Annotated in this window: 13 protein-coding genes; all 13 read left to right on the top strand. The window is 50.7% G+C overall.

The features are described from left to right. Positions 1 to 7 precede the first annotated feature (7 nt). The 13 genes from ACFRAM_RS08850 to ACFRAM_RS08790 all read left to right on the top strand — a co-directional run bounded on the left by ACFRAM_RS08850 (position 8) and on the right by ACFRAM_RS08790 (position 13070). Positions 8 to 1177, top strand: coding sequence for a cystathionine gamma-synthase (locus tag ACFRAM_RS08850; protein ID WP_379465585.1), 1170 nt, complete (start codon positions 8 to 10; stop codon positions 1175 to 1177). Between the two features lie 289 nt (positions 1178 to 1466). Then, entirely contained in the window at positions 1467 to 2177 is a 711-nt protein-coding gene (locus tag ACFRAM_RS08845; RefSeq protein WP_379465584.1) for a DUF2953 domain-containing protein, read from the top strand. Positions 2178 to 2268: 91 nt separating this feature from the next. After that, positions 2269 to 2742, top strand: coding sequence for a GerW family sporulation protein (gene ytfJ / locus ACFRAM_RS08840; protein ID WP_175373735.1), 474 nt, complete (start codon positions 2269 to 2271; stop codon positions 2740 to 2742). A gap of 218 nt (positions 2743 to 2960) precedes the next feature. Continuing rightward, the gene (locus tag ACFRAM_RS08835) at positions 2961 to 4163 is read left to right on the top strand and encodes a D-alanyl-D-alanine carboxypeptidase family protein (RefSeq protein ID WP_379465583.1); all 1203 of its coding nucleotides are present in this window, start codon (positions 2961 to 2963) and stop codon (positions 4161 to 4163) included. A 35-nt stretch (positions 4164 to 4198) separates the two neighbouring features. Continuing rightward, positions 4199 to 4864, top strand: coding sequence for a nucleoside recognition domain-containing protein (locus ACFRAM_RS08830; RefSeq protein WP_379465582.1), 666 nt, complete (start codon positions 4199 to 4201; stop codon positions 4862 to 4864). A 7-nt stretch (positions 4865 to 4871) separates the two neighbouring features. Next, on the top strand, positions 4872 to 5405 hold the full coding sequence (locus ACFRAM_RS08825; RefSeq protein WP_379465581.1) for a spore maturation protein: 534 nt from the start codon (positions 4872 to 4874) through the stop codon (positions 5403 to 5405). A 731-nt stretch (positions 5406 to 6136) separates the two neighbouring features. Further along, complete coding sequence (locus ACFRAM_RS08820) at positions 6137 to 6481, top strand: N-acetylmuramoyl-L-alanine amidase (RefSeq protein ID WP_379465580.1); 345 nt, start codon at positions 6137 to 6139, stop codon at positions 6479 to 6481. 20 nt (positions 6482 to 6501) lie between these two features. Then, positions 6502 to 7260 carry a pseudouridine synthase gene (locus ACFRAM_RS08815; RefSeq protein ID WP_175373731.1) on the top strand — a complete coding sequence of 253 codons (759 nt, stop codon included), beginning with the start codon at positions 6502 to 6504 and terminating at the stop codon, positions 7258 to 7260. 111 nt (positions 7261 to 7371) lie between these two features. Next, on the top strand, positions 7372 to 7896 hold the full coding sequence (resA, locus tag ACFRAM_RS08810; RefSeq protein WP_175373730.1) for a thiol-disulfide oxidoreductase ResA: 525 nt from the start codon (positions 7372 to 7374) through the stop codon (positions 7894 to 7896). Further along, positions 7893 to 9578: a cytochrome c biogenesis protein ResB gene (gene resB, locus ACFRAM_RS08805; RefSeq protein ID WP_379465579.1), complete on the top strand. Its 1686-nt coding sequence runs from the start codon at positions 7893 to 7895 to the stop codon at positions 9576 to 9578. The genes resA and resB overlap by 4 nt, the downstream gene beginning before the upstream one ends. After that, the gene (ccsA, locus tag ACFRAM_RS08800) at positions 9575 to 10837 is read left to right on the top strand and encodes a cytochrome c biogenesis protein CcsA (RefSeq protein ID WP_379465578.1); all 1263 of its coding nucleotides are present in this window, start codon (positions 9575 to 9577) and stop codon (positions 10835 to 10837) included. The genes resB and ccsA overlap by 4 nt, the downstream gene beginning before the upstream one ends. Positions 10838 to 10913: 76 nt before the next feature. Beyond that, entirely contained in the window at positions 10914 to 11630 is a 717-nt protein-coding gene (locus ACFRAM_RS08795) for a response regulator transcription factor (protein ID WP_066363404.1), read from the top strand. Continuing rightward, entirely contained in the window at positions 11631 to 13070 is a 1440-nt protein-coding gene (locus ACFRAM_RS08790; RefSeq protein WP_379465577.1) for a HAMP domain-containing sensor histidine kinase, read from the top strand. The last annotated feature ends 95 nt before the right edge of the window (positions 13071 to 13165 follow it).

The raw sequence follows: 13165 nt of genomic DNA, 5'->3' as shown, positions 1-13165 counted from the left end.
ATCCAAGATGAGCGATTACGGATTTTCCACGAGAGCGATCCATGCGGGGCAGGCGCCTGATCCTACGACCGGAGCGGTAATTACCCCAATCTATGCGACGTCCACTTTCGCTCAAGAAGCACCCGGACAGCATAAAGGCTATGACTACTCCAGAAGTGGCAATCCCACAAGAACCGCATTGGAAAAATGTGTGGCTGCACTGGAGGAAGGGGAGATTGGTTTCGCCTTCGCTTCGGGACTCGCCGCTGAAGCAGCGATCCTCGATACCCTTCCGCGCGGCTCCCATCTGATTGTGACCGATGACCTGTATGGAGGTACCTTCCGCCTGCTAGACAAGGTGAAAAAGGATGCACTAGAGCTGGACATTTCCTACATTGATTTATCAGAGCCGGAGACCGTGGAGGCTCACATTCGCAGCAATACCAGATTAATCTGGGTGGAGACACCAACGAACCCCTTGCTGAAAATAGTGGATTTGCGCAAAATTGCGGCCATTGCCGCCAAGCATAAACTGATCAGCGTGTGCGACAATACGTTTGCCTCCCCCTATCTTCAGCAGCCGCTGCAGCTGGGCTTTGACATTGTTGTACATTCCGCAACCAAATATTTGAACGGGCATTCTGATGTGATCGCAGGGATCGTTGTGACGAAACAGAATGATGAAGTAGCGAAACGGATTGGTTTTTTGCAAAATGCTACCGGTTCCCCGCTCCCGCCATTTGATGCTTTTCTGCTGCTTAGAGGCATTAAGACCCTATCCGTGCGGATGGAGGCTCATTGCCGCAATGCCCTTGCCATTGCTGAATTTCTGGAGCGTCATCCGAAGGTCGAGAAGGTGATTTATCCCGGACTGAAGGCAAGTCCGTATCATGAGACGGCTAAAGGACAAATGCGGGGCTACGGCGGAATGGTGACCTTTTTTGTCAAAGGAGGAGCGAAGGAAACAGCCACAGTCGTTAAACAGACTCAACTGTTCACCTTGGCGGAAAGCCTGGGCGGTGTCGAAAGCCTGATCGAAGTCCCGGCCGTTATGACTCATGCTTCAATTCCCGAAGAGACTAGGGAGCAAATCGGGATTTACGACAACCTGATTCGCCTGTCCGTTGGCATTGAAGATACGGATGATCTGATTGCTGATCTGCAGACGGCTCTTGAGCATGTGTGCCAAATAGAATGAACTTTTAAAATTCACATTCAGGAAGGATATCATTGAAGAAACTTGCTTGGGTTTTAGGCGGCTGTTGAGTTGGCGTGTCAAGTTCCGAGACTGGGTAAGCTTCCGGTTTGGACGTTTTGTTTTCCCGTGACGCACGGTTTATTCATCCTTCGGGGCTGGAATGAACCGTGCTTTTTGCTGTGCTTAGCCGGAACGGATGATATTTTTGGGCTGCACCGAATTTTTTCCAACCTTCCTTCCCATACTAAACCAATAGTTCCCATGATTAAGGATGCCTGGAGGTTAATTCGTGACATTATGGATCGTAGTTCCCCTTGTCTTGTTGCTTCTTGTGATTGTACTGATCCTGTCCTCCTCCCTCCATTTTCATTTCCGGCTGTGCAGGGTGGGCAAGGACGACAGAGTTGAGCTCGACGTGACGACTCTATTTGGACTTTTAAAGTATCATTATGAGCTTCCCAAGGTGATCTATGCGGGGATTGAGCGGGGGGTACGGGTAAAGCTGGAACAGAGCGGTATTGCGCCCGTCAGAAGTGAGCAGGACAAAGAAGGGGATATTGATAAGGAGACTGTTGATAACTGGCTGGACTCGATCAAGAAGGTGCTGAAAGCGACCCGCTACTTTAAAAAATGGTTCAAGAAAACAGCCTCCCATGTTCATATAACCAAATTAGACTGGTCCACAGATTTCTCGCTGGAAGATGCGGCATTGACAGCTACCACTGCGGGCGCGTTATGGGGCTTGAAATGGAGCTTAGCCGGCTGGCTGTCGCAGTGGATGAGGATGGAGCAAGGACCGCGGCTTTTTGTAAAACCCGTCTTCGAGGATAACTTTAGCTTTTCTTCAGAACTGGTCTGTACAGGAAAAGTGTCTATCGCTTATATGCTTTATGCCGGGGTAGGACTACTGCGCCGAATCTCCAAGGAAACAGGCGGTCTGCGGCAGTGGAAAGCATTGCTTAGCAAATCACGTGCAGCTAAAGGGCATCATTCTTCCTGAACGATACCGGCTTACATACAAACGGGCGATGATGGGGATGATATCGCTGTAGAATAATGACTTTTCCCAGAAGCCAAAGGAGGACAAGAATATGAGTGATCATCCCATTCAAGGTCTAATGCAGACTGCTATGGAAAATATCAAAGGCATGGTTGATGTCAATACGATTGTAGGTGATGCAGTAGAAACACCGGACGGTAGCGTGATTTTGCCCATCAGTAAGGTCGCGTTTGGCTTTGCTGCAGGTGGTAGTGATTACCGTGTCGAGGACGACGGCTCATCAGGCAGTGTCACTGGATCGCAAGCGGGAGTCAAGCTGTTGCCTTTTGGTGGCGGTAGCGGTGGCGGGGTATCCATCCGGCCGATTGCTTTTCTCGTTGTAGGTAAGGGCGGTGTGCATATTGTTCCGCTGGATAATCAAACCCATCTGTTCGAGAAGCTCATCGATGCGACCCCGGGGCTGATCGATAAAATCCAATCCATGTTCCAGTACAACGCCTCCGTCGCTACAACGACAACTGAAAAAACTGTAACCAAGAGCGACACTACGCCATCGACCCATTAAATATCACATCTACTGTAAGATTGCACATCAAGCTTGGCTGAATCAGGGAGATCGCCTTATCGGCGGTGTCCCTTTTTTTGGAATAAGGATAGATGTAAGCAGGATGAGAGGGCTTCAATGAGGATTTCAAAGAAGGATAAGCCGTGTTGAAGGACATACCTTCCCGCCTGTCCGCATACACTTGTACTATATAAGCGCTAAGAAGCCGGAGGATAAACATGAAGACAATAAACCGTATATGCTCAGTTGCTTTAATAGTATGCCTTGTGGCGCTTCTGGCGCCCCTGCCGTCACTTCAGGCGGAGAACAGCTCCATTTCCACACATGCCAGGGCAGCGGCCCTGATAGATGTAGAGTCCGGACGTATTCTGTATAGCAGCCGCGGCGACGAGCCGATGCTGATTGCCAGCCTGACGAAGATCATGACGGCGATCGTGGCCATAGAGAACGGGAAATTAAGCGATAAGGTGAAGGTAGGCAAGAACGCTTTTGCCAAGGAAGGGTCTTCATTGTTCCTGAAGAACGGAGAAGAGATGACGCTGGAAAATATGCTATACGGCTTGATGCTGCGCTCCGGCAACGATGCGGCGACTGCTATTGCTGAGCATGTGGGAGGTTCAGAGGAAGGCTTTGTGTACCTGATGAACACCAAGGCGGAGGAGCTGGGGCTTACGCACTCCCATTTTGCAAATCCGCATGGACTGGATGCCGAAGGGCATTACTCCAGTGCCAATGATCTGGCGAGGCTGACCGCATACGCGATGCATAATCCTGTTTTCAAGCAGATCGTTAAGACTGAAGTGAAGACTGCAGATAATCCTTATGAGAAGTGGGACTACAAGTGGCTCAACAAAAATAAAATGCTGCGCCTGTACGAAGGGGCGGATGGGGTAAAGACCGGGTATACGAAAAAAGCGCTGCGTTGCTTAGTCAGCTCCGCTACTCGGGGGGGACAGCAGCTCGTCGCTGTGACACTTAACGATGGGAATGACTGGAATGATCATGCGGCGCTGCTTGATTTTGGCTTCAAACGTTATCCGCTTAAAACTGTCGTTGAGCGCGGAGAAAAGATCAAGGGGTACGAATATGTAACTGGGCAGGATTTTGCGTATCCATTCAGCTCGGGGGAAGAGGCAAGACTGGTCACTAAGCTGATACTGAACGAGCCTTCAACAGCAACATCGTCCCCAAAAACGGCTCGAAGTATAGATTTTGGACTGCGCGGTGTATTGGTTCTCCAATTGGGCGGCCAAGAGATTGGCCGGATTCCGGTCTATCAACCGGGCACGATCCCTCCCGAACAGACACCATATACGAAGAAATTCAACTCGGTTATGGCAGCGGAGTACCCGGCACATACTTGGTTCCAAGCCCTTGGCAGTGCGCTGCGAGCGTTGTTTGGCCGGGTCCATCACGAATAGGGGAAGCTGAAAGTGGGAGAGGGAGGGGCTTATCCATGATTAACGGAATCTGGCTGGGGATGATCGTCATTGGCTTTTTGTTTGCGGCGGTCAATGGCCGCATGGATGAATTTACGGCAGCGGTATTCGATGGGGCGAAGAACGGGGTTACCGTAAGCTTCGGATTAATCAGTGTACTGGTGTTCTGGCTGGGCATTATGCGGATTGCAGAAGACGCCGGATTATTGAAAAAAATCGCCAGGGTGCTCGGCCCTGTCGTAGCCTTTCTGTTTCCCGATGTGCCCAAAGGTCATCCGGCCATCGGCTATATTCTCTCCAACATGAGCGCGAATCTGCTCGGTCTTGGTAATGCTGCGACCCCGATGGGCATCAAGGCGATGCAGGAGTTGCAAAGTCTCAACCCGGATAAGGACACGGCCACGCCGGCCATGTGTACCTTACTGGCCCTGAATACGGCCAGTATCACACTGATCCCGGCGACACTGATCGCAATCCGGCTTAACTATGGATCGACCGATCCGGCAGGGATCGTCGGCACGACGCTTGCTGCTACGGCGGTAGCTACTCTGGCCGCCATCGTGGCTGACCGGATGTTCAGGCGGCTGACCTTAATGCGTAAGCCCCCCAAACCGCCTGCACAGGGGACGAATAAGTCCATTCGCGGGAGTAGAATACTTCCTCATTCCTCATTGAAAGGGTGAACGTGTCGTGCTGCATTTTATCAGCCTTATCTCGGCCTGGGCGATTCCGGTTCTGATCACGTTCATACCGCTGTACGCCTTCTCGCGCAAAGTTCCCGTCTATGAGTCTTTCGTAGAAGGTGCCAAAGACGGATTCAGCACCGCCATCAGCATCATCCCGCATCTGGTCGGGATGATGGTTGCCATCAGTGTATTCCGCGCTTCTGGAGCGCTCGATTACCTGATGGGCTTCGTGGCCCCCCTGATGCAGGGGCTTGGGGTACCGTCGGAGGTGCTGCCGCTAGGTCTCCTGCGGCCGCTGACCGGGACCGGGTCGCTGGCTTACACCACCGACCTGATCCGTGTACACGGCCCGGATTCGCTGATCGGCATGATTGCCTCCACCATTCAGGGGAGTACGGACACCACACTGTACGTGCTGACCGTCTACTTCGGGGCCGTCGGGGTCCGGAACGGCCGCTACGCGCTCAAGGTAGGTCTTTTCTCTGATGTCGTCGGCTTCGTGGCTGCCATTGCCATTTGCCTGCTCTTATTCGGATAATGGGGTATTCAAGCAGCATTGGTCTAAAGGGTGAGGCGAGCGAGGTACGAGCAGCATGGTGATGGGCAGGAGAGGTGGAGTCTCCAGTAAGACTCTTTGAACAACATGGCAGGGACTCTCTCGCTCAGCGTCGGGTTGCTTCCAGCCTCGGGAATATGTAAGTAAGAGCATTTTTGTACCTTAGTTAGATGGCAAGAAAGGGGGGGAATCAATTAAGGGCATTTTTGTATGTTAATTATTCGGGTATACCACCTTTTTAGTGATATGTAGAAAAATAAGGTACAATAATGCACTTAATTCCCTTTTTCACTCTAAAATCATGAATTTAAGGTACAAAAATGACGTTATTTTGACGCTGAGTAGACTTTAGAAAAAGAAACGTTACATGAACGAAAACGGCGGGGATGGCAACTGTAGTGGCACAGGCGACCAAGTGAAAGCTGGGTTTTTCTGATTCACTGAAATTGCGTGTCAGCTCCACATTGTGCGCGTCACTTCAGTTCCCAAGTCAGTTCTCGGTCAGTCCTCGATAAGTTCCTGTGAGTCCCATGAAATGAATAATTCATCACTTTTGTTCTCTGTCAGTATCTCTCCTTATCTCCCCTACCCGTAATCTCCCCCGCACTAATCCCCCTTTTGCAAAGTACAAGATATTCACCGCTAGATCGTCACGCAGCTCTTCTCCTGGGCATATGCTATTGCAGCAATGTGTGGAGGGAGAGATTCTGCTGATGACGTACAAAGGATTTATTTTACACCATTCCCGCTGCTCGTCAATTAACGGTAAAGGCTTCGATTTCTGGGTTGGGCAAGACGGGTCCATTTATGCCGCCCCGCTGCTCACCGATCCAAATTATATTCATCTCTGTCTGGAGGGAGATTACAGTACAGCCGAAAGTGCGCCGGAGCCACAGCGCAGAAAGGACCAGCTGTTTGCCACAGGCAAACTGATTCTGGAGCTGACCTCGCGCTACCGAATGACCCCACTTCTTATCGAACCCCACAGCAATTCTTGCCCTGGTGCATTTTTTCCGTGGAATGAACTTGTGATTTATCCCTCGGGTGGTTATCATTAGTCTGAGGTGACTAGTCGAAAATGGAAAGATTACAGAAAGTTTTGGCACAAGCTGGCGTTGCATCCAGACGCAAATGCGAGGAATTGATTTTGGCCGGCAAAGTAGAGGTTAACGGGGAACTCGTAACCACACTGGGTACGAAGGTGGACCCCGCCCAAGATATTATCAAGGTCTCCGGCAAGGAAATCCGGGGCGAGAATAAAATCTATATTATGTTCAACAAACCCAAGGGCGTAATCACAAGTGCTTCCGATCCTAAAGGCCGCAAGGTCGTTACGGATTATTTGAAGGGTATCAACGAGCGGGTATATCCTGTTGGCCGCCTGGACTATGATACGGAAGGATTGCTGCTGCTGACCAATGATGGCGAATTCGCCAATCTGCTGACGCATCCCAAGCATCATGTTCCCAAGACGTACCTGGCCACGGTCAAGGGTGTACCACATGGCAGCGCGCTGGACAAGCTCAAGGCGGGCATCAAGCTTGAGGATGGCATGACAGCTCCGGCAGAAGTGGAGTACAAGGACATCGATGAAGCCAACAAGGAAGCGGTAATCAGCATCACGATCCACGAAGGCCGTAACCGTCAGGTTCGCCGGATGTTCGAGGCTGTGTCTCATCCCGTTATTCGTTTGAAACGGATTTCGTTCGGAGATATTTTGCTGCAGAATCTCAAACGTGGCTCTTATCGCCATTTGACTAAGGATGAAATCAACCATCTTCAGCAAATTGCCAAAAATGGATTGCTTAAGTCAAAAACACCACGCAAGGACACATAAAGTTCACAATTTGGCGCCCTAAAGTTGTGACAATATTCGTTATAATGTTCATAGGATGTTCACACCTAACAACTAAAGTAACGAGTTGCGTCACAGAAGGGGGCTTCATGTGTGGGCAAAGCTAGAAAACCGGTTCAGATTGTAATTTTATTACTGGTAGTCCTGCTTGGCGGCTATGCCATCGCTACCTCCGTATTTGGAGGGGACGGGAAACCCAAGGAAGGCAGCAAGGCGCCAGCCTTTGAACTGTTGGGCTTGGACGGCAAAGCTCATACGCTGGATGAGTACAAAGGTAAGGCTGTCGTGTTGAATTTCTGGGGTTCCTGGTGTGCGCCATGCGTGAAGGAAATGCCAGCTCTCCAGGCGCAGTGGGAGAAATGGAAGGATCAAGGCGTTGTTGTCGTAGGCGTAAATGTAGGCGAAGACCAAATGACTGTGGAAAACTTTGTGAAGATGGTAAACATCAATTTTCCGATTGTTATGGACCCGGGGCGGGATGCAGTACGCAGCTACGGGATTTCGCCGATGCCTACGACTTTTTTCATTAATAAAAAGGGCAAGGTGGACAGTATTCATATCGGTCAGCTTGATCTGGATACGCTGGATTCACAAATCGGGAAGTTGGTGGGCCCATGAGCGGACGGACGCCGTTAATTACCAACACCAAATGCGAATGCGGTCATCAGAATCCGGTAGGCACAGTCCTCTGCGAAGCCTGCGGCAAGCCGCTGGACGAAACCGGGAATTCCAGTGAAAACCTTGAAATGCGTTATGACGGTGTAGCCCGCCGTTCACAACGTTCCAATCCGAATGTGATCGACCTCGTCTGGAACTTTTTTTCATCCGTCAAAATTGCCATTTATCTGATCGTTTTAACACTGCTTGGCTCCATGCTGGGAACCATCTTTCCGCAGGAGAGTACCTTTCTCAACATCGATGCTTCAACGTATTACAAGGAGCAATACGGAACAGCAGGGCACATCTACTATAAGCTCGGACTATCCCATACATATGAATCCTGGTGGTTCGTCCTGCTACTGGTAATGATCGGGGCCTCGCTCGTGATTTGTAGCCTTGACCGCGTGCTTCCACTTTATAAAGCGCTAACAAGACAGAAAATCCGCAAACACCGACAGTTCCTGACCCGGCAAAAGGTCGTGCTGGTCACGGAAATGGGGGAAGAGCCGGAGGAATGGGTCGGCCGGATATCTCAGCCGCTGAAGAAGCGTGGTTACCGTGTCATCACGGAGGGCGGGGCGCTACTCGCCGAGAAGCACCGCTTCAGCCGCTGGGGGCCATACGTCATACATATCGGCCTGATTATTTTTTTACTTGCCGTACTTGCCAGAGGGTTGCCGGGTCTAAATATGGATCAGCACCTTGCCTTTCCGCAAGGGGAGGTCACGCCAATTCCGGATACGACCTTTTATCTTAAAAATGAGAAATTCACCGTAGAATTCTACTCCGAAGCTGAAATGCCGGAAGAATTCCGGGGCAAAAAAGTGCTGCCCAAGCTGTACGAAACCAAGGCGGTCCTGTACGAATGTATAGCAGACTGTGGGGATCCGACGCGTACACCGCAGCTAAAAGAAGTGGCCGCACATGATATTCAGGTCAACTCTCCTTTGAGCTACAATGGTTTGAAAGCGTATCAGTTTGATTATGATCTCACTCCTGTCCTGCGTTCAGTACAGCCGGAACTTAAGAATAAGGTGACCGGGGAAGCGTACGGCAAATTCAAGCTGGAGATGAAGAATCCGCAGCGCAGCTTCGAGGCAGGACCTTATACGCTTACCCTGAAAGAGAAGTATATGGACTTTGGTCTGAACGAGAGTGGGCAGCCAGTGTCCAAAACGCCATATCCCAATGCACCGGCCTTTCTCTTCCTGATTAAGGGACCGGGCCTGCCGGCAGATGGTCAACAGTATTTCTATTTCCCTAAGCAGGTTGACAAGGTGCAATTCCAGCAGGAAGGCATCAATGACAAGCTGGGCGGGGCAGATCGCTTCCTGGAGCTTGAAGTCAGCAGCATGCAGGATGTCGATTTTTCCGAATCTACGGCATACCTGAATGTGCGTGTGGACCGGGCCATGCCTTTTGTATGGATAGGTGCGGGTATAGTGATGTTAGGCCTTGTACTGGGCTTCTACTGGCAGCACAGACGCATCTGGCTCACCGTCCAGAACGGAGAGCTAATCCTAGGAGGACATACGAACAAGAACTGGTTCGGATTTCGACGTGAGATCGTATCCATTCTGGAGAAGGTAGACATGGTAGTGGATGAAAAATCATTGGACAACGGGGGAGGTCAAGCATGAGCTTACTCGATTTCAGCAGTGATGTTTTTATAGCCGCCTTTTTCTTATACAGCGGTTCGTTCATGCTATTCACGATTGCCATTATGGGCCGGAAGTGGTCTGGCCGCAAACCGGAGGAACACACTGCCCGCTGGGGCCGAATTGCTTTTATCGCCTCTTCACTGGGACTATTGTGCCACATGGCTTATTTCTTTACCCGCTGGGCAGGGGCAGGTCATATCCCGGTTAGCAATATGTATGAATTCATGACCTTCCTGTCGATGATGGTGATGGTCGCGTTTACCGTGATGTTCGCTATTTATCGTAAAATTTTGCTGGGACTGTTCGCAGTTCCTATCTCGATTATTATTATGGCTTATGCTGCTGTGTTCCCGCAGGAGGTTCAGCCGTTGATCCCCTCGCTGAAATCTATCTACCTGAACATCCACGTTACGCTGGCAGCGCTGGGCGAGTCGTTCTTTGCTGTTGGTTTTGCCGCGGGACTCATGTATCTTCTGCGTACTGTGAACTTCACTAGCAAGGAGAAAAACGACCGGAAGCAGCAACGGCTTGTTGAATTTACTTTGTTCTCTATTATTGTCATCATAGCCTTTCTGGGGTCGGTTTTTGCTTTCCGGGGAGCCGGATACGAATCGATTTTTGTCCGCGAGAACGTTACGATTGACAGCCCTGGGCAGGAAGATAGTACAATAGAGAGAGTGAGTTATAAAATGCCGCCGATTGTGGCACCTTACCATAGCGAAATTGAGAGCTTCCAGCCCTTCCTGGGCATGAAAAAACCGTTGTTCGAAGCGCCTTCCTGGATGAATGGCGTGAACGCGGGCCGGAAGTTTAATACCGTAATCTGGTCGCTCCTTTCCGGGCTAATTCTCTACGGGTTGATTCGGCTAATTGTCCGCAAACCGCTGGGAGCAGCCCTGCATCCCACAATGGAGGGTATCGACGCTGATGATCTTGATGAGATCACCTACCGGGCGATAGCGATAGGCTTCCCGATTTTTACACTGGGGGCTTTGATTTTTGCAATGATATGGGCTCAAGTGGCTTGGGGAAGATTCTGGGGTTGGGACCCCAAAGAGGTCTGGGCTCTTGTCACCTGGCTGTTTTATAGCGCCTATCTCCATTTACGGCTTGCTCGCGGATGGCAGGGACGCAAGTCCGCATGGCTCGCCGTACTCGGCTTTTTGGTCGTAATGTTTACCCTGATTGGCGTTAATCTGGTCATTGCCGGACTTCATTCCTATGCAGGAACGGATTAAGCGGTAAGTAAATCTGCCAAAACAGCCGATAGTAAGGGTAACGTTCTACTGTATTTGATGAAGGGGTTGTAGTGAAATGGCAGATCATTTGAACAGAATTCTGGTCGTGGATGACGAAGAACGTATCCGCCGCCTGCTTAAGATGTATCTCGAAAAAGAAGGCTATGAAATCGATGAGGCGGAGGACGGCGAAATCGCCCTTCGCAAAGCAACAGCCAATGATTACGGGCTGATTCTGCTGGATGTAATGCTGCCCGGCATTGACGGGATTGAAGTATTGACTAGACTTCGCGGCGTTAAATCGACACCGGTGTTAATGCTTACCGCAAAGGGCGAGGAGATCAACCGGGTGCAGGGCTTCGAGATGGGGGCAGACGATTATGTCGTCAAGCCGTTCAGTCCGCGTGAGGTCATCTATCGGGTGAAGGCGATTATGCGCCGCTCCTCGGCCACAGCTTTTCTATCTAAGGAGAGCAATTCCAGCAACAACATTGTATTCCCGCACCTTATTATCGAACATGATGCACACCGTGTAACTGCAGGCGGCCAGGAAGTCAGCCTGACCCCTAAGGAATACGAACTGCTGCATTACCTGGCGATTTCGCCGGACAAGGTGTTCTCACGTGAAGAACTGCTCAAGGACGTCTGGAATTATGAATTTTTCGGAGATTTGCGTACTGTAGACACGCATGTGAAGCGTCTTCGTGAGAAGCTGAATAAAGTATCGCCGGAATCTGCAAGCATGATCACGACCGTCTGGGGCGTAGGCTACAAACTTGAGGTGCCTAAATAGGTGAACTTCTGGAGAAGCCTTGTCGGCAAGCTGTGGGTCACGATCATCTGTCTGGTTGCTGTCGTACTGATGACACTGGGATTATTCCTGTTGCCTTACATCGACAGTAATTTTGCCAATTCCGGGGCGATCAAGCGCTTATTTTTGTACACATGCATGATTGGGTTTTCTCTGACGACGTTCTTTGCCTTATTTCTGTTCACTAAGATCACACAGCCGATGCAGCAGGTGATCGAGGCCGCTAACAACATTCGCAAAGGCGAATACGGAACCCGGCTGACCCTAGTCACCAGTGACGAAATCGGACAGCTCGCGACCTCCTTCAACCACATGGCGGCGGAGCTGGAAGAGAATATTCGCAGTCTGAATCATGAGAAGGGTCATCTGTCCAGTGTTCTGCGCAGTATGAGTGATGCAGTGGTCACCTTTGACATTGATGGTCACATTATTCTGACTAATCCGCATGGACAATCTCTGCTGGAGACCTGGCGTAACCTGGAGTGGGAGCAGGAAAGTGACCCCGAACCCGGTGAGGAGATCATCAGCAAGGGAGAGGTTCCGCTACCGCTTCGTCCGCTCTTTCTGAGCACACTGCAGGAAGGGGGCGATCAGCGCTCCAATGTGCATGTCCGGCAGGGTGTCTGGTCTGTACATATGGCTCCGCTGTATTCCGAGAACCATATTCGGGGTGCTGTAGCGGTACTGCGTGATGTGACTGAGGAGGTCAAGCTGGAGAAAATGCGGCGTGACTTCGTAGCGAATGTATCGCATGAGATTCGCACTCCGTTGTCTATGATGCAAGGGTACAGCGAAGCGCTGCTTGATGGGATGGCTTCTTCGCCCGAGGAGAGCAGTGAACTGATTCAGGTCATTCATGACGAATCACTGCGTATGGGCCGGCTGGTGAAGGACCTGCTGGATTTGGCACGCATGGAAGCCGGGCATACGGATATGCTAAAAGCCCAGGTTGATATGAGTGAATTGCTGGAGAGGGTCTACCGCAAGTTTTCTGTGAGGGCCAAGGAACGTGGCATTGATCTGCAGTACAGGAAGCTAAGTGAGGAACTGTTGCTGAAGGCGGCCGACGAGGATAAGCTGGAGCAAGTTCTCACGAACCTGCTGGATAATGCTTTCCGCCATACCCCTGCCGGGAAGAAGATTCTGATTGTCGCTGGTCAATCCGTACAGGAGAGCCGCCGTTATGTTGAGATCGAGATTCGCGATGAAGGTGTAGGCATTCCGCCGGATGATCTCCCGTACATCTTCGAACGGTTCTACAAGGCTGACAAAGCTCGTGTCCGCGGGGAATCCGGGGGGACGGGACTGGGTCTGGCCATTGTTAAGAATATAGTCGAATCTCACCATGGTCACATCTCGGCTGCGAGCAAATTGAGTGAAGGAACGACCTTTACACTGCGCTTACCTGTCGAAAAACAGTAATTCTGAACAAAGCCTGACAGCACCTCTGATCTTCGGAGGTGCTTTTTTGTTGAATGGAACCGATTAATCTTGTTCATCGTGGAACAAAACACAGC

Source organism: Paenibacillus sp. NPDC056722 (assembly GCF_042790635.1).
Taxonomy (GTDB): Bacteria; Bacillota; Bacilli; order Paenibacillales; family Paenibacillaceae; genus Paenibacillus_AQ; species Paenibacillus_AQ agri.
This window is presented reverse-complemented; position numbering and strand designations above follow the sequence as displayed.